At 58.1% G+C, this 17579-nt stretch carries 14 protein-coding genes, 1 tRNA gene and 2 other RNA genes; 7 read left to right on the top strand and 10 right to left on the bottom strand.

Annotation, left to right across the window (positions count from 1 at the left end; translation table 11 throughout):
• The first annotated feature begins 47 nt into the window (after positions 1-47).
• Genes ttrB through ttrA form a run of 3 tightly spaced genes read left to right on the top strand, consistent with a single transcriptional unit; the run spans position 48 to position 4871 of the window.
• Positions 48-785: a tetrathionate reductase subunit TtrB gene (gene ttrB, locus ATE40_RS13335; protein WP_063919752.1), complete on the top strand. Its 738-nt coding sequence runs from the start codon at positions 48-50 to the stop codon at positions 783-785.
• The gene (gene ttrC, locus ATE40_RS13330) at positions 782-1807 is read left to right on the top strand and encodes a tetrathionate reductase subunit TtrC (RefSeq protein WP_063919751.1); all 1026 of its coding nucleotides are present in this window, start codon (positions 782-784) and stop codon (positions 1805-1807) included. The genes ttrB and ttrC overlap by 4 nt, the downstream gene beginning before the upstream one ends.
• Entirely contained in the window at positions 1800-4871 is a 3072-nt protein-coding gene (ttrA, locus tag ATE40_RS13325; RefSeq protein ID WP_063919750.1) for a tetrathionate reductase subunit TtrA, read from the top strand. Before ttrC ends, ttrA begins: the two co-directional genes overlap by 8 nt.
• Before the next feature lie 94 nt (positions 4872-4965).
• On the opposite strand, the gene ATE40_RS24730 is transcribed toward ttrA, so the two are convergent.
• Positions 4966-5172, bottom strand: a complete 207-nt coding sequence (locus ATE40_RS24730; protein WP_156785429.1) for a hypothetical protein — start codon at positions 5170-5172, stop codon at positions 4966-4968.
• Positions 5173-5897: 725 nt separating this feature from the next.
• Between ATE40_RS24730 and ATE40_RS13320 the strand changes: the two genes are divergently transcribed.
• Both ATE40_RS13320 and ATE40_RS13315 read left to right on the top strand, forming a co-directional pair.
• Positions 5898-7172: an HlyD family secretion protein gene (locus tag ATE40_RS13320; protein WP_063919749.1), complete on the top strand. Its 1275-nt coding sequence runs from the start codon at positions 5898-5900 to the stop codon at positions 7170-7172.
• A complete protein-coding gene (locus ATE40_RS13315; RefSeq protein ID WP_063919748.1) occupies positions 7165-9264 on the top strand; it encodes a peptidase domain-containing ABC transporter in 2100 nt (699 codons plus the stop codon). The genes ATE40_RS13320 and ATE40_RS13315 overlap by 8 nt, the downstream gene beginning before the upstream one ends.
• Before the next feature lie 59 nt (positions 9265-9323).
• Here ATE40_RS13315 and ATE40_RS24725 read toward each other — a convergent pair whose 3' ends face one another.
• The 7 genes from ATE40_RS24725 to ATE40_RS13290 all read right to left on the bottom strand — a co-directional run bounded on the left by ATE40_RS24725 (position 9324) and on the right by ATE40_RS13290 (position 13011).
• Positions 9324-9560, bottom strand: coding sequence for a hypothetical protein (locus ATE40_RS24725; RefSeq protein ID WP_156785428.1), 237 nt, complete (start codon positions 9558-9560; stop codon positions 9324-9326).
• Positions 9561-9627: 67 nt separating this feature from the next.
• Positions 9628-10002 (bottom strand): hypothetical protein, encoded by a 375-nt coding sequence (locus ATE40_RS24720; protein WP_156785427.1) that lies wholly within the window; start codon positions 10000-10002, stop codon positions 9628-9630.
• A 507-nt stretch (positions 10003-10509) separates the two neighbouring features.
• A non-coding RNA gene (locus ATE40_RS13310) (RtT sRNA) lies at positions 10510-10639 on the bottom strand.
• Between the two features lie 34 nt (positions 10640-10673).
• A non-coding RNA gene (locus ATE40_RS13305) (RtT sRNA) lies at positions 10674-10803 on the bottom strand.
• A gap of 34 nt (positions 10804-10837) precedes the next feature.
• Positions 10838-10914, bottom strand: a tRNA-Pro gene (locus tag ATE40_RS13300).
• 78 nt (positions 10915-10992) lie between these two features.
• A complete protein-coding gene (gene yejM, locus ATE40_RS13295) occupies positions 10993-12774 on the bottom strand; it encodes an LPS biosynthesis-modulating metalloenzyme YejM (RefSeq protein ID WP_019453648.1) in 1782 nt (593 codons plus the stop codon).
• 9 nt (positions 12775-12783) lie between these two features.
• Positions 12784-13011: a YejL family protein gene (locus ATE40_RS13290; protein WP_004935782.1), complete on the bottom strand. Its 228-nt coding sequence runs from the start codon at positions 13009-13011 to the stop codon at positions 12784-12786.
• A 210-nt stretch (positions 13012-13221) separates the two neighbouring features.
• Here ATE40_RS13290 and yejK point away from each other — a divergent pair, with 210 nt between their 5' ends.
• On the top strand, positions 13222-14229 hold the full coding sequence (gene yejK / locus ATE40_RS13285; RefSeq protein ID WP_019453646.1) for a nucleoid-associated protein YejK: 1008 nt from the start codon (positions 13222-13224) through the stop codon (positions 14227-14229).
• Between the two features lie 84 nt (positions 14230-14313).
• Here yejK and rplY read toward each other — a convergent pair whose 3' ends face one another.
• Together rplY and radD are read right to left on the bottom strand one after the other, a co-directional pair.
• The gene (gene rplY, locus ATE40_RS13280) at positions 14314-14598 is read right to left on the bottom strand and encodes a 50S ribosomal protein L25 (RefSeq protein WP_019453645.1); all 285 of its coding nucleotides are present in this window, start codon (positions 14596-14598) and stop codon (positions 14314-14316) included.
• 162 nt (positions 14599-14760) lie between these two features.
• Positions 14761-16518 (bottom strand): DNA repair helicase RadD, encoded by a 1758-nt coding sequence (radD, locus tag ATE40_RS13275; protein WP_063919747.1) that lies wholly within the window; start codon positions 16516-16518, stop codon positions 14761-14763.
• Between the two features lie 320 nt (positions 16519-16838).
• Between radD and rsuA the strand changes: the two genes are divergently transcribed.
• Positions 16839-17555: a 16S rRNA pseudouridine(516) synthase RsuA gene (gene rsuA, locus ATE40_RS13270; RefSeq protein ID WP_019453643.1), complete on the top strand. Its 717-nt coding sequence runs from the start codon at positions 16839-16841 to the stop codon at positions 17553-17555.
• Positions 17556-17579: the final 24 nt, after the last annotated feature.

Genomic DNA, 17579 nt, shown 5'->3' with positions numbered 1-17579 from the left:
GCGTCAATAGCGTGATCGGGGTGACGCCCTGGGCGTGGGAGAAACGGATGGACTTCAGTAAACGGCAGTTTTTGCAACGGCTGGGCGTATTGACGGCGGGGGCTTCGCTGGTCCCCGTGGCGGAGGCCGGGCTGACGTTGGCACCGGCGCGGCGCGAGGGGGATGCTCGCCGCCGCTACGCGATGCTGATCGATCTGCGGCGCTGCGTCGGGTGCCAGGCCTGTACCGTCAGCTGCGCCATTGAAAACCAGACGCCGCACGGCGAGTTCCGCACCACGGTAAACCAGTACCAGGTCAGCCTCGAAGGGGAAGAGGTGGCGACCAACGTGCTGCTGCCCAGGCTGTGCAACCACTGCGACAACCCGCCATGCGTGCCGGTATGCCCGGTACAGGCCACCTTCCAGCGCGAGGACGGGATCGTGGTTGTCGACAACACACGCTGCGTGGGATGCGCCTATTGCGTGCAGGCCTGTCCGTACGACGCCCGCTTTATCAATCACGCCACCCAAACGGCGGACAAATGCACCTTCTGCGTGCACCGGCTGGAGGCGGGATTGCTGCCGGCGTGCGTGGAGTCATGCGTGGGCGGCGCACGGATCATCGGCGACATGCGCGATCCGCACAGCACGTTGAGCAAGATGCTGCGGCGCCATGAGGCCGAGATCAACGTTCTCAAGCCGGAAAACCACACCGCGCCCCACGTGTTTTATCTGGGGCTGGATGAAGCCTTCGTTACGCCGCTGCCGGGGCGGGCGCAGGTCGCCTTATGGGGAGAGAGACGATGAGTCGCCAACTGACGATCGCAGAAGTGTTGAGCCAACCGCAGGCGGTTAGCTGGCTGCCGTGGGCCGTGCAATATTTCTTCTTTATCGGCATCGCCGCCTGCGCCGCGCTGCTGGCCTGCGCATGGCGCTGGCGCGGTGGAGAGAATGCCGCACACCTGGAGCGCGTGACGCTGTTTATCGGGCTGACGTGCGCCATCACCGCGCCGCTGGCGCTGACCGCAGACCTGCATCAAACCGCCCGCTTCTGGCATTTCTATGCCTATCCGACGCCCTGGTCGTGGATGCCGTGGGGCGCGCTGTTTTTGCCGCTGTTTACCCTGCTGATCGGCCTGTGGTTTCTCGCGCTCGAATTCACGCGGCTGACGGGCCGACCGGTTGCGCTGCTGCGCGGGATTGCGCCCGCCTGCGCGCTGGTGGCTATCGGCCTGCTGCTGTACACCGGGCGAGAGGTTTCCGTCGTGCGCGCCCGCCCGATCTGGTTCAGCTACGGATTTCCTATCGTCATGTTGCTCAGTGCGCTGCAGGCGCTCTTGGCCTTGTTGCTGCTGGCGATACGCGAACGGCCCGGTCTGCAGGCGCCGCTGGCGCGCGGAATGCTGCTGACGCTGTTGCTGCTCGGCGGGGCGATTCTGTTGTGGGTGTGCGGCGATACGTTATCCGGCGCGGCGGTACGCCACTGGCTGCGGACGCAGGCGATAGCGCGCCATTATGCCGCCGGATGGATCGCGTTATGGGGGCTGACGCTGGGGGGCGCCGCCTGGGGCGCCTATCGGCGCTTGCCGCGCGGCGGTGCGCCGCTGCTGGTGGCCGGTGCTCTGGGGCTGAGTTGGCTGATGCGCTGGACGCTGTTGATCGAGGTGCAAACCATCCCGAAATACAACGCGTCTTCTTCCCCCTACAGCCTGCCGCTGGGCACCGATGGCTTGCTGGCGATCGTCGGCACCTTTGGGTTGTGGCTGGCGTTAATGATCATGGTGCGTGAAGCACAGGCGTTTTTACTGCGGAGAAAACAACATGGCTAAACTCACCCGGCGTCAGTGGTTGAAAGTGGGCCTGGCCTTCGGCGGGTTGTCCGCCTTTGGCCTGAGTTATCGCGAGGTCGCCAAACGGGCGATCGACGGCTTGATCCACGGCACCTCTGGGCGCGTGACGCGGGATCGCATCAACAGTAACTCTCTGCCGCCCGAAGGGCGGGCGGCGCCGGAATGGCAAAGCAATCCGCAGCAGGCCATCTCGATGACCCAATGTTTCGGCTGCTGGACGCAGTGCGGCGTGCGGGTGAGGGTGGATCGGCAGACCGACCGGGTGCTGCGCATTGCCGGCAACCCTTATCATCCGCTGTCTCAGGAGCAGCACGTCGATTCCGCCTTGCCGCTGCAGGAAGCGCTGGCGCAGCTGGGTGGCGAAAGCGGTCTCGATGCCCGTTCCACCGCCTGTGCGCGCGGCGCCACGCTGCTGGAGGGCCTTTACAGTCCGCTGCGCGTACTGGAGCCGATGAAGCGCGTCGGCAAACGCGGCGAAGGCAAGTGGCAGCGCATCAGTTTTGAGCAGCTGATCGAGGAAGTGGTGGAGGGCGGCGATCTGTTCGGCGAAGGACCGGTGGACGGTCTGCGGGCGATCCGCGATCTGGAAACGCCGATCGACGCCCGGCAGCCGGGGCTGGGGCCGAAAGCCAATCAGCTGCTGGTGACCAACGCCGGTGACGACGGGCGCGACAGCTTCCTGCGGCGCTTCGCCCAGAACAGCTTTGGCAGCAAGAATTTCGGCGCGCACGGCGCTTACTGCGGGCTGGCCTACCGCGCCGGCTCCGGTGCGTTGATGAACGATCTGGATAAGAACCCGCACGTGAAACCAGACTGGGAACAGGTCGAATTCGCGTTGTTTATGGGCACCTCACCGGCGCAGTCCGGCAACCCTTTCAAGCGCCAGGCCCGGCAACTGGCTAGCGCCAGGCTGCGCAGCGAGTTCCGCTATGCGGTGGTGGCGCCGGCGCTGCCGCTGACCACTACGTTGGCGGACGATCATGGTCATTGGATCCCGGTGTTGCCGGGCACCGACTCGGCGCTTGCGATGGCGATGATCCGTTGGATCCTCGACAACCGGCGCTATCAAGCCGACTATCTCGCCATCCCGTCAGAGGCTGCCATGCAACGCGCCGGCGAGAAGAGCTGGACCAACGCCACGCATCTGGTGATCGCCGAGAGCGAGCACCCGTTGGCGGGCCAACATCTGACGCTCGCCCATCTGAACGGCGCAGGGTTGGCATCGCCGCTGGTGGTCAACGGTGCGGGCGAGCTGGTGGCGGCCGAGACGTGCGACAGTGCCGAGCTGTGGGTAACGCGCAGGGTGACGCTGCACGACGGTGCGCAGGTGGCGGTGAAGAGCGGCTTTCAGTGTTTGAAAGAGGCTGCCGACAAACTTTCGCCAGAGGCGTACAGCCGAGAATGCGGCGTGCCGGTGGCGCGCATTGCGGCGCTGGCCGAGGCTTTTACCGCCCATGGGCGCAAGGCGGCGGTGATCGCTCATGGCGGGATGATGGCGGCAAACGGGTTTTATAATACCTGGTCGGTGATGATGCTCAATGTGCTGATCGGCAATCTGAGCCTGGCGGGCGGGGTGTTCGTCGGCGGCGGTAAATTTAACGGCTTCGCCGAAGGGCCACGCTATAACCTGGCTGAGTTTCCCGGTCTGGTGAAACCAAAGGGGCTGAATATTGCGCGCAGCAAGGCTGCCTATGAAGCCTCGGACGAATATCGCGAAAAAGTGGCGGCGGGCATTTCGCCCTGGCCGGCCAAAGCGCCCTGGTATCCGTTCGTCGCCGGGCAGTTGACCGAGCTGCTGACCTCGGCGTTGGCGGGGTATCCCTACGGGCTGAAAGCCTGGATCTCGAACATGACCAATCCCTTGTACGGTATCGCCGGTTTGCGCGGCGTGGCGGAGGAACGGCTCAAAGATCCGGCGCGTTTGCCGCTGTTTATCGCTATCGATGCGTTTATCAATGAAACGACGGCATTGGCCGACTATATCATCCCGGATACCCATAACTTTGAGAGTTGGGGATTTAGCGCTCCCTGGGGCGGCGTCGCCAGCAAGGCCACCACCGCGCGCTGGCCGATAGTGACGCCGGCGACCGCTAAAACGGCGCAAGGGCAACCGATCTCCATGGAGGCGTTTTGCATCGCCGTCGCCAAACGCCTGGCGTTGCCGGGCTTCGGCGATCGGGCGATCGGCGACGGCCAGGGAGGGCTGCTGCCGCTCAACCGCGCCGAGGATTATTATCTGCGCGCCGCCGCCAACGTCGCGTTTGCAGGCAAGGCGCCGGTGCCGGCTGCGAGGGCGGAAGAGCTGGCGCTAAGCGGCGTCGATCGCTTGTTGCCGCAGCTGGCGCAGACGCTGCGCGCCGATGAAATCGACCGCGTAGCGTTTATCTACAGCCGCGGCGGCCGGTTCGCCGCTCATGACAGCGGCCGCCGCGACGGCAGCGTGGGCAATCGCTGGGAGAAACCGCTGCAGATCTGGAACGCGGAAGTGGCGAAGCACCGGCATGCGATCACCGGCGAGCGTTTCAGCGGCTGCCCAACCTGCTATCCGGCGCGTTTGTCGGATGGCCGCGCGGTGGAAGAACTCTACCCGCAACGGCAGTGGCCGCTGCGCCTGATGTCCTTCAAATCCAATGTGATGAGCAGCTCCACTGCGGTGATCCGGCGCCTGCACGACGTGAAACCGGTGAACCTGGTGGCGTTAAACCCGGCGGATGGGGCGCATTTCGGCATTCAACACGGCGACCGGGTGTGCATCAGCACGCCGGGCGGCAGCCGGGAGGCGCAGATCAGTTTACTGGCGGGCGTGATGCCCGGCGTGATTGCGGTTGAACACGGCTACGGCCACCGCGAGATGGGGGCCAGCCAACACTATCTGGACGGTGAGCCGCTGGCGATGGATGAGCGCATCGCCGCCGGCATCAACCTCAACGATCTGGGGTTTGCCGATCCGACGCGCGAAGTGCCGAACACCTGGCTGGATTGGGTGACCGGCGCGGCGGTGCGGCAGGGCATCCCGGCGGCGATCGTTAAACTGCCCGCGTAAACGGCAGGCGAAAAACTGAATTAGCGAGGGTTAATTTATAGTTAATTCTATTCTTTAACCCAAAACTGAACGTCATGCCTGTGTTATGGCTTTTTTATGGGGTTTGTTTTTTAAGTTTTCTATAAATACTTAATGCGGCGTAAACAAAGGAGCAGTAGGTGACAACGATAATCACAAGTTTTGACAAATTCTCGGGTGCAGAAAACCACGGTTGGTAACCTATTACCCCGGCGCCACTCAGAAAAAAAGAACCGGCCAGGATGGATAAAAAGACAATTAATGAATTGATAATCTTTGTCACCGTTTTAGTCCTGTCTGATATTGTAATGTTATGCTCTTGAAGGTAAAGTCAAACCTTACAAGAACCGCCTATTGAATTCTTGCAGTTTTTTACTGCCAGAATGACTATTCTACCTGTCGTTGTCAACACGGCCGTTGCCATTATTGCCACGGCCACCAGCAATGTAATCCAGCATTGAAGAATCAATGGTTTTCATAAATAATTCCTTTTACTTGTTGACGTTATCTTGTGCAACCATGTTTAAAGCTTGTTACGATTAACGCTTTTTATTGGACGGGTCAAGTTTAAATTAATGATGAATAACTATCGCGAAGTATTATTCAGTTAAGTATAAAGGTGTTCAATGAATTAACTATTTCGATGAAATCTTAGTTCTCCGGTGCAATGGTTTGCTATTTGGGTTTGCCATCAAAAAATAGGAGTAAGCCTTTGCAGGGATTGAGTTTTACTGGATGCAACTGCATACCCACTAAGGCACGGTAACGGGAATTTGGACGCCGAGACAATTTGATGAGGAGCAAGAAATATCTGGAAAAAATAAAAACAGTTAGGCCCTGCGCATAAAAACGGGCAAGATTCGCTCAGTAAACTGACGGGGTTATTTGCGATATCACATTCAACTATGTATCGAGCGCTGGCTCACAGCAAGCCTGATATTTAGCGAATTGTTAACGACATAATAGGGCAAGAGCCAACGGCCCTTATTTTTTTAAGGAAGAAAAACGGTGTTTCGCCAGGAAGCGATCGGTAACCAAAAATTGAAATGGCGCGGCCGGGCATTGCTGTTGCCCGGTATTCCCGCTTGGTTCACTGCGGGGCTGTGCCTGTTTTTTCTCATTGCTTTTCTCACCTTCGTGCTCGCCGGTACCTATACCCGGCGGGTCAACGTGACCGGTGAGATCAGCACCTATCCCCGCGCCGCGAACGTTTACTCCACGGTTCAAGGGGTAGTGATCAAACAATTTGTCACCGAAGGGCAACGGATCGCCGCCGGGGCGGCCATTTACCAGATTGACGTCAGCAAAAGCACCCGCAGCGGAGTGGTCAGCGATAACCAGCAGCGGGATATCGATGGCCAGCTGGCGCGCATTGCGCAAATCATCAGCCGGCTGGAAAGCAGCAAGCAGGCCACGCTGACTATGTTGGAAAAACAGAAGGCGCAATATACCGCCGCATTTACCCGCTCCACCGATATCCTCCAGCGCGCCCAGGAAGGGATACGCATCATGAAGGAGAACATGGAGAACTACCGGCACTATCAGACCAAGGGGCTGATCAACAAGGATCAGCTCACCAACCAGGTGGCGTTGTATTACCAGCAGCAGAACAACCTGCTGGGGCTTTCCGGCCAGAACGAACAGAATGCGCTGCAGATCACCGCGCTGGAAAGCCAGATCCATACCCAGGCCGCTGAATTTGACAACCAGATCTACCAGATGGAGCTGCAGCGCTACGAGCTGCAAAAGGAGCGGCAAAACATCGATGCCACTGGCGATATTATCGTTCGCGCGCTGGCCGGCGGCCGCATCGATTCGCTGAGCGTCACGGTTGGCCAGATGGTGAACGTCGGCGACAGTCTGCTGCAGGTACTCCCCCACGACATCGATCGCTATGCTCTGGTGCTGTGGGTACCTAACGACGCCATCCCTTACATTGCTGCCGGTGATCGGGTCAATGTGCGTTATGACGCCTTTCCGGCGGAGAAGTTCGGCCAGTTTGCCGGTACGGTATCCGTCATTTCCAAAGCCCCGGCCTCACCGCAGGAAATGCTGACCTATCAGGGGGCGCCCAAAGCGGCGCTGACCGCCGCTGTGCCTTACTACAAGGTGATCGTCATTCCGGAAAAACAGACCATTGCCTATGACGGCAAGCGTCTGAGCCTGGAAAACGGCATGAAAGCGCAAAGCACTCTGTTTCTGGAGAAAAGGCTGGTTTATCAATGGATGCTGTCGCCGTTCTACGACATGAAACACAGCGCAACGGGGCCGGTCAATGAATAAGCCAACATTCAAACAACGGGTCAGCCAGCTGGATCTGCGGCTGCGCCACCGGGTTCCGATGGTGCACCAGACCGAGTCGTCGGAATGCGGGCTGGCCTGTTTGGCGATGATCTGCGGTTATTACGGCAAAAACATCGACCTGATCGCGCTGCGCCGGCAGTTCAACCTGTCAACCCGCGGTGCAACGCTGGTTGGGCTGATCGGTATCGCCGAACAGCTGGGGTTGAGCACTCGCCCCTTGTCGCTGGATCTGGACGAACTTGGCGCGCTGAAACTGCCCTGCATTCTGCACTGGGAGTTCAACCATTTCGTGGTGCTGGTTAGCGTCAAAGGTCACCGCGCGGTGCTGCACGATCCGGCGCGCGGGCGGCGGGCGGTCAGCCTGGCGGAGCTGTCGCACAGTTTCACCGGCGTAGCGCTTGAGGCCTGGCCCGGCAGCGCCTTTACCGCCGACAGCGTTCGCCACCGCATTCACCTGCGTACGCTGATTGGCAGCGTACACGGTCTCAAGGGGGCGCTTGGCAAAATCTTTTGTCTGTCTCTGGTGTTCGAAACCATCAACCTGGTGGTGCCCATCGGCACGCAGCTGGTGATGGATCACGCTATTCCCGCCGGGGACCGCGGGTTGCTGACGCTCATCTGCGTTGGGCTGATGCTGTTCATTCTGTTGCGGGCCGCCATTGGCATGGTGCGCGCCTGGGCCGGACTGGTCATGTCGACGCTCATCAACGTGCAGTGGCAATCCGGGCTGTTTACTCACCTGTTGCGCCTGCCGCTCGGTTACTTTGAACGGCGTAAGCTGGGTGACATTCAGTCGCGCTTCGGCTCACTGGATACGCTGCGCAGCACCTTCACCTCCAGTATTGTCGGCGCCATCATGGACGGCATCATGGTGATTGGCGTGCTGGTGATGATGGTGCTGTATGGGGGCTGGTTGACCTGGGTGGTGATCGCGTTCACCGCGCTCTATGTGCTGATGCGCCTGTTGACCTACGGGTATTATCGCCAGCTGTCCGAAGAAGCGCTGGTGAGAAATGCCCGCGCCGGTTCCTATTTTATGGAGACGCTGTACGGTATCGCCACCGTCAAGATGCAGGGCATGGCGGAGTGCCGTATCGCCCACTGGCTCAATCTTGAAATCGACACCATCAATACCGGTATCCGGATCACCAAAATGGATATGCTGTTTGGCGGGATCAACACCTTCGTGGCGGCCTGTGACCAGGTCGTCATACTGTGGCTGGGGACCCGTCTGGTGATCGATAATCAGATGACCCTCGGTATGTTCGTCGCGTTCGGCGCCTTTCGGGGGCAGTTCTCCGACCGCATAGGGTCGCTGACGGAATTTTTGCTGCAGCTGCGCATGATGAGCCTGCATAACGAACGCATTGCCGATATCGCCCTGCATCCACGGGAAGATCGCAAGCCCGACCTCCCATATATCTCGAAAATGCAACCAATGGGATTGTCCACCCATGCCCTGAGCTATCGATACGACAGCCAGTCACCGGCGGTCTTCGATGCTCTAAATATCTCTGTTGCGCCGGGAGAGAGTGTGGCCATCGTGGGCCCATCCGGGGCTGGCAAGACCACGCTGATGAAGGTGCTGTGCGGGCTGTTTCCCCCGGATTCAGGGCGGGTTGAGGTGAACGGCGTCGATATCCGGCAGCTCGGCATCAACAACTATCACAAGATGATCGCCTGCGTGATGCAGGACGACAAGCTGTTCTCCGGCTCGATCCGGGAAAATATCTGCGGGTTCGCGGACGAGATGGATGATGCCTGGATGGAGGTCTGTGCCCGAGCCAGCTATCTGCATGAGGTGATCATGCGCATGCCGATGGGGTACGAAACCCTGATCGGCGAACTGGGGGAAGGGTTGTCCGGTGGGCAGAAGCAACGCCTGTTTATTGCCCGAGCCATTTACAAGAAACCGGCGATTTTGTTCCTGGATGAGGCGACCAGTGCGCTGGACAAGGACAGTGAAGCGAAGGTGAATCAGGCGATCAAAAAACTAAAAATTACGCGGATCATCATTGCTCACCGTGAAACTACGATAGCGTCGGCAGATAGAGTGATTAGGTTGGATTAAATAATAATACACCAGCGATAGGGGGGGGGATCCTCCGCTATCGCATAGGGAGTAATCTGTTACCCTCCAGATTTATTCCACGTTTTAGCGAACCATTTAACAGATGAATAGATCCCATACATGATTGCAAAAATCCCTATTGGAACAGAGATAATTATAATGCTCAGAGCGAGATCTTTAGGTAAGTTGATATTTAAAAGCCCGTTGTAACTTGTTATTCCAAGAGTGTGAAAAACACTTTGCGATAATGAAATCATTATAAAAACAAAAGCAAAAACAACAAATGGATTTTTCATTTCCTTTCCTCCTTTCAAAAAACACCATGCAAGATTTTTATAAGCACTGTTAGTATTTCGTGTGTAATTACCAGGAACAGGTACCCCCGTTATAACCTCCGCTTTTAGAGGCGTTTTGAGAACCATTGTTGTTGCTTCCACCAATGCATGCTCCAAAGGAGCCAATCGAAGATCCCACTACACCACCAATAACAGCCCTGGCGCCTTGCGATATAAGTCCGCCGATAACGCCACCTGCCGCTGCCAATCCTAGTGCTATAGCACAATCCTTGCTCATGCCGGCTGAAGAGTTGCTAACAAAACCATTAGCCTGGCCACCATAGTTAGTTGAAGCACCACAGCCCCCATTATTATTGTTGACCTTGCCGTTACTGCTACGGTTATCCGCAAAATTCCCTGCGCCAGAAACGAAATTTAGCATTGAAGAATCAATAACTTTCATAAACAACTCCTTTTGATTATTTGATTGATACTATGTAAGCCTTCGTAAGGCTCTTTATAATTAGCTCTTTTCCACAATCGAATCAATGTTTATATTAATGACTGCTTACTCTGTTATGTGACATATTAAAATGTTTTGGAATAGGGACATCCCATGAAGAAAACTTTTTGGATAAAAGCTTGGTTCTCTGGGGCTACGACTTACACATGCCTCGATCTCAGCAAGCATATAGGGGACGATTTCCTTTGTGGCGCAATTTGGCCGCAGTTGGTAGGCATTGTATTCATATTTATCATTTGCTTCAGCGCGCGTACAAAAATGAATGAATTAAGTTAGGCAACCGCCTTAAAGGGAGGCTTAAAAGTAACAAAAGGGAATTCGCACTCATTATGCTACGGAGGGGCCTCGCGCTCTGTCTACGTTCGGCTCAAACCTCCTTCGGAGATTCTCATCCTCTCAGCGTGCAGACGAAAAAAAACCTGCTGTAACAGCAGGTTTTCTTGAATTTGGTCGGCATGAGAGGATTATGCGCATCTTCGATGCTTGCCCTGCGGGCCGTTGCTAAAGCAACGTGGTCTCACTACGTTCGGCTCAAACCTCCTTCGGAGATTCTCATCCTCTCAGCGTGCAGACGAAAAAAAACCTGTTGTAACAGCAGGTTTTCTTAAATTTGGTCGGCATGAGAGGATTATGTGCATCTTCGATGCTTGCCCTGCGGGCCGTTGCTAAAGCAACGTGGTCTCACTACGCTCGGCTCAAACCTCCTTCGGAGATTCTCATCCTCTCAGCGTGCAGACGAAAAAAAACCTGCTGTAACAGCAGGTTTTCTTAAATTTGGTCGGCATGAGAGGATTCGAACCTCCGACCCCCGACACCCCATGACGGTGCGCTACCAGGCTGCGCTACATGCCGACGCTATGAAAAATCATACTACCGATTCCCGATGTTAATGCAAGCGCCTCGCCACTTGATTGCTTTAGTTTTAAGCAGTTAGTTGGCGATAAAGCGTTTTACATCGGTCAGCACCTGCAGCAGCAGAGCAAGCTGCGGTTTCTCGTCTTTTATTTCCTCGCCATTCTGATCGTAGACGCGATAGTTGCCGCTGTTGTCCAGCATCAGCGTCTGCGTCGGCGTGGTGATCACCAGCTGGTTGTTGTCACCGGTGGCAATCCAGTTGTTGCGGCGCTGAGCGGTGAACAGATCCTCGCCCTGCGAATAGTCTTTCGGCGTGGTCTTCACGTGCAGCAACCGTTGCATCAGGGTACGCATCACGTCGTTATGGCCGGTCAGCTTGTTGATGGTCTGCGCCGGCGTACCCGGCCAGTGGATCACCAGCGGCACCTGCAGCTGTGCCTGATTGAAGGCGGTGCCGGCGCCCCATTGCCCTTTGCCGCTGTCGTTGAACTCGACGCCGTGCTCGGCGGTGATCACCACCACGGTTTTATCCAGCAGGCCGCGTTGTTTCAGAGTGTCCAGAACCTGGGCTATCTGAGCGTCCACGTCTTGCGCGCCGCTGCGATAGCGCTGGATAAAGTCGGCCGGCGCCGGAGTTTTGTCGCCTTCGGCCGGCTCAGCGCCGCTGAAGTTGATATAAGAGAACCATGGCTCTTTATCGCCCTGATCCGTCAGCCAACGTTGCCACTGCTGCGTGGTCTGCGCGTCGCTTTGCGGCGCCGGCGTCGGCAGCGAGAAGTCGGTCAACAGAGCCTGACGGTACAGGCTGGCGTTGAAGCCGTCGGACGAGAACAGCCCCAGTTGGTAGCCCTGATCGCCGAGCGCGTTGATCAGCGCCGACGGTTTGCGGCCGGCGAGCACGCTGTCCAGATAGGTCGGAGAAATGCCGTAGAACAGGCCGAACAGCCCGGTGTCGGCGTGGTTTCCCGAGCTATAGTGATCGCTGAAACGCACGTTTTCCTGGGCGAAACGCGTCAACGTTGGCATGTCCTGCGCCATGTCTTTGGCGCGAATGCCGTCCACCACGATCATCAGCAGGTTATAGCCGCTACCCTTATCGCTGTAGCTGAGATCGCTGAGCGGATACTCGACCGCCACCGCTTCCGGATTGCCCTGTTGCACCAGGCGGCGCTCATATTCTTGCTGGTCGAGCAGGCCGTGTTTCTCGAGGAATTTGCGCGCGGTCATCGGGTACGAGAGCGGCAGGTTGGCCCGCTGCATGGTGATCGGGCGATAGAAGTTGGCGTCGGCCCAGATGTAAATCAGGTGCGAAGCGAAAAAGGCGCTGATAAACAGCGCCGCCAGCGGCTTGCCGAATCGGCGTCGGTTCAGGCTGCGCAGCTTCTGCCAGCTCCAGGTGCCGAACAGCATCTCCACCAGGAAGATCACTGGCACGCAGATAAACATCAGCTGCCAATCGCGCGACAGCTCGCTTTGGTCCGGGTTGACCACCAGATCCCACACCACCGGATTGAGGTGCAGGTGGAAATGAGAGAACACCTCGCTGTCGACCAGCAACAGCGTGAGCCCGGCGGTGGCCAACGCGGCGGAAATAAATCGCAACAGCCGCTGCGACATCACCACGAAGGTGAGCGGGAAGATCACCAGCAAATAGCCGGCGAACACGATAAAGCTGAAATGCCCCAGCAGGCTGACCAGAGCATAGACCCGGCCCAGCAGGGAAGCGGGCCAGTCGGTGACAAACAGGTAGCGGCTGCCCAACCCAAGGGCGAGCAGGATGTTGAATAAGGCGAACCAGTGCCCCCAGCTGATCATCTGGGAGACTTTTTCACGATAACGCTGACGGTTTGTCACCATAAGTCAATATTAATGCGCTTTATCTTCACGGACAGAAGCCTGCAGGGCTTCCGCGAACGATCTCGCCAGGGTTTTCCGCTGCGCGGGGGCAACGCTGGTGTTGATCAAATTAGTGACCATGTTGCCCAGCACCATCAGGGAAAGATCGGTGGGGGTATGGTGTTTTTCCAGAACATTGACCAGCTCTGAGAGCAGTTGTTCAACGTGTTCGTCACTGTAACGGGATGATTGTGGCATAAAATTGCGCTTAGTAATCTGCAAAGTGCTCTATCTTACCGTATAGGACAGTGATTTTCCGCTCTTTTATCACTTCCTGTCATTCGGATCCGCGATAGTCGGCGGCGAGGCGGCTCATCGCCGCGCCTTTCCGGTTTGCCGCGGTTTTTAGTATTGCAGGGCGGGGCCTTCAGTGTTTGAATACGCGCCTAAAGAACAGGAGGATTTACCATGAGTCTGGATATCGACCAGATCGCTCTGCATCAATTGGTGAAACGCGACGAGCAAACGCTGGACGTGGTGCTGCGCGATTCCTTGCTGCCCAACAACGCGGCGGTGGAAGAAATGATGGCGGAACTGCATCGCGTTTACAGCGCCAAGAGCAAGGCTTTAGGCCTGTTCAACGAAGGCAGCGAGCTGGCGGAGGCGCTGCGCACCTGCCGCAAGGACGATAAGGACTTTCTGGCCTTCAGCCGTGCGGCAACCGGTCGCCTGCGCGACGAACTGGCGAAGTATCCGTTCGCTGAAGGCGGCGTGGTGCTGTTCGGTCAATACCGTTATCTGGCGGTGGAGTATCTGCTGATCGCGGTGCTGAACAGCCGCAACAGCATGCGCGTCAACGAAGAGCTGGATATCAACACCACGCACTATCTGGATATCAACAACGCCGATATCGTCGCGCGCATCGATCTGACCGAGTGGGAAACCAACCCGGAATCGACCCGCTATCTGACCTTCCTGCGCGGGCGCGTGGGCCGCAAGGTTGCTGACTTCTTTATGGATTTCCTGGCGGCGTCCGAAGGGTTGGACACCAAGGCGCAAAACCGCGGGCTGCTGCAGGCGGTAGACGACTACTGTGCCGATGCGCAGCTGGACAAGAATGAGCGCCAGTCGGTGCGCCAGCAAGTTTACAGCTACTGCAACGAACAGTTGCAGGCAGGCGAAGAGATCGAACTGCAGGCGTTGTCGCAGGAGCTGTCGCCGGTCGGCGAGAAAGACTTCATGCAGTTTTCCAGCGAGCAAGGGTATGAGCTGGAAGAGAGCTTCCCGGCGGATCGCGGCACTTTGCGCCAGCTGACCAAATTCGCCGGCAGCGGCGGCGGCATCAGCCTGAACTTCGACGCCATGCTGCTTGGCGAGCGCATTTTCTGGGATGCGGCTACCGACACGCTGACCATCAAAGGCACGCCGCCGAACCTGCGCGATCAGCTGCAGCGCCGGACCGGCAGCGGCAAGTAAGCTTGCCGAATCGCAGACAATAAAAAACGCCGCAATTGCGGCGTTCTTTATTTCGGCGTCCCGAAAGGTTCGAAAACGTAGCGATTAAACGCGAACGAAGTCGATGTGAGCCAGTTTTGGCTTGAACGGGTGACGCTGTACAGCCTGAACCTTAACTTTGGTTTCTTTACCGTCGATAACCAGAGTTACTGCTTCGCTGTAGAATTCTGGTTTAGCTTCCATGTTCTTAACAGAATCATGGTCCAATTCGATGGAAACTGCAGCTTCTTTGCCACCGTAAACGATAGCTGGGAATTTGTTTGCTGCACGCAGGCGGCGGCTCGCACCTTTACCCTGGTCTTTACGTACTTCTACATTGATAGTGAACATTGTTTTTTCTCTTAAAAGAAAATTTACCCTGCTACAGGCGACCCAAGTAGCAAGTTCGGAAACCCGCTTTAACGCTGGGCAGGCCCAGGTAAAGCGCGCGGCATTTTAACGGAAAGCCATCCGCAGGGCAATGAAAACCTGCCCAGATTGGGGACAGTTCGCTCAGGCCAATTGATTGGCGCGGCGAAAACGGCCTTGATAATCGAACACTTTCTCGCGCACCTGCCAAAACTGCCCGCGTTTGCGCGCCACCACGAAATCCGGATGGCGCAGCGCCTGTTGTTGCGCCAGCACGTCGGCGGCGGTGTGCCAGGCGAACGGCACGCCCGGCGCGCGCTGGTGCGGGCGCAGGAACAGCATCTCGAACGCTTTGCGCTGCGCCGGCGTCTGCAGGCGGAAGCGCTCGCTGGTGCTGGTGCCGTCCTCATCGTAATAGGTGGCCTTCAGCCATTCGCCCTTGTCGTCGCGGCCGCTCTGTAGCTCCATACCGCCGCAGCGCAGCACCAGCGCGTCTTTCAGCTTCAGCGCCGCTTTCAGCATATCGTCGGGATCGACCAACACTTCCTGGCACTGATGGCAGCGGCGCGCGGCGATGTCGTTCTCCGCGCCGCAGTGCGGGCAGCTCTTGAACCGAAAGCGGTAGTCGCACTGCTCGCGGCGGCCGTCGTCGTCCTCCAGCCAGCCCTGACAGCGGCGGCCGTAGTGCTCGATGATGTCGCCGTTTTCGGTGCACTTGCCCCAGAACAGGTTGGCGAAGCCGCAGGCCGGGCAGAACACCTGCACCGGTTGGCTGTCGCCGTGCGGCTTGCTGACGCCGACCTCCGGCGTGAACAGGTCGTGCGGGTTGCCGGCATAGTCGAGGATCAGACAATCCTCTTTGCCGGGCGCCAAACGCAGCCCGCGTCCGACGATCTGCTGGTACAGGCTGACGGACTCGGTCGGGCGCAGGATGGCGATCAGATCGACGTGCGGCGCATCGAAGCCGGTGGTCAACACCGCCACGTTGACCAGGTAGCGCAACTGCTGCTGTTTGAACGCCTCGATCAGCGCATCGCGCTCGGCGGGCGGCGTTTCGGCGCTGACCAGCGCGGCTTCGCCGTTCGGCAGCAGGTCGTGGATCTCGCGGGCGTGCTCGACGGTGGCGGCGAAAATCATCACCCCTTTACGATCTTCGGCGTACTCCACGATCTGGCTGATGATGTGCGGCGTGACGCGGTTTTGCCGCTTCAGCTCGCGGTTCAGGTCCGCTTCGCTGAACAGGCCGTTGCTCCTGGCCTCCAGCCGGCTGAAATCGTACTGCACGATCGGCATGTCCAGCCGCTCCGGCGGCACCAGAAAGCCGTGTTTAATCATATAGCGCAGCGGCAGCTCGTAGATGCAGTCGCGAAACAGGCTGGCGCCGTCGCCGCGGGTGAAACCGTGGTAGTGATATTGGTAAATCCAGCCCTTGCCCAGCCGGTAGGGGGTGGCGGTCAGCCCCAGCAACCGCAATTGCGGGTTGGTTTTCTGCAAGTGCTGAATGATTTGCTGGTACTGGCTGTCGTCGTCGTCGCTGATGCGATGGCATTCATCGACAATCACCAGCGAAAAGGCGCCGTCGAACAACGGCAGGTTGCGCGCCACCGACTGCACGCTGCCGAACACCACCTTGCCGGCGCTCTCTTTTTGCTGCAGGCCGGCGGCGAAGATGTCCGCCTCCAGGCCGTAGGCGCAGTATTTGGCGTGGTTTTGCGCCACCAGCTCCTTGACGTGCGCCAACACCAGCACCCGCCCGCGGGCGCGCTTCGCCAGCTCGGCGATCACCAGGCTTTTGCCGGCGCCGGTCGGCAGCACGATCAGCGCCGGTTCGGGATGCCGCCGGAAATGGTTAATGGTGGCTTCGACCGCTTCCAGTTGGTAGGGGCGTAGGGTAAAGGCCATAAATGAACGCCGTAGGTTGGAATGGGCCGCCGGGTGCCGGTTTTGTCACCGCTGTTCCCACAGAAATCGTGACATTTTACGCGCTGGGCGGCCGAAAAATTTCTATTATTATGCCTTCCCGGCGCGCGCGGTGCGAGAGGCGTGAAAATTACCCCTGTCGGGCAACGCGTTGTGTCGCTATACTCGTGCGACAGCAATCGCTGTTCCCCCACGCGATTTCCCCCTTGAACCTGCCATTTGCACCCGGTGCAACGGCGGGGGCGTCATATTTTGGCAATACGATCAATGCGATCATAACAACGACAGGCAAAGCAGATCCCATGCGACTGGACAAGTTTTTATCTCAGCAGTTAGGCATCAGCCGTGCGCTGGTAGCGCGCGAACTTCGGGCTAAACGCGTTACCGTGGACGGTGAAATAGCGAAGAGCGGGGCGCTCAAACTGACCCCGGAGCAAGAGGTGGCGTTCGATGGCAACCCGCTGCAGCAGCAGAACGGCCCGCGCTATTTCATGCTCAACAAACCGCAGGGCTACGTTTGCTCCACCGACGATCCCGATCATCCGACGGTGCTGTATTTCCTCGATGAGCCGGTCGCGTACAAACTGCACGCCGCCGGGCGGCTGGACATCGATACCACCGGGCTGGTGCTGATGACCGACGACGGCCAGTGGTCGCACCGCGTCACGTCGCCGCGTCACCACTGCGAGAAAACCTATCTGGTGACGCTGGAGCACCCGCTGGCGGAAGACACCGCGCAACGTTTCGCCGAAGGGGTGCAACTGCACAACGAGAAAGATCTGACGCGGCCGGCGACGCTGGAGCAGGTTGACGAGCATGTGGTGCGTCTGACCATCAGCGAAGGGCGCTACCATCAGGTGAAGCGGATGTTCGCCGCCGTTGGCAACCGGGTGATCGAGTTGCACCGTGAGCGCATCGGCGGCATCGTGCTGGATGACGACCTGGCGCCGGGGGAATACCGCCCTCTGACCGAAGAAGAGATCGCCAGCGTGGGCGCGCCGCACCTGCAGGGCGGATAAACGATCATTGATTGCGGCCGATTA

Origin of the sequence: Serratia surfactantfaciens (assembly GCF_001642805.2) — a bacterium.
Taxonomy (GTDB): domain Bacteria; phylum Pseudomonadota; class Gammaproteobacteria; order Enterobacterales; family Enterobacteriaceae; genus Serratia; species Serratia surfactantfaciens.
Note: the sequence above shows the minus strand (reverse complement) of the source record. Positions and strands in the feature narration are given on the sequence as shown.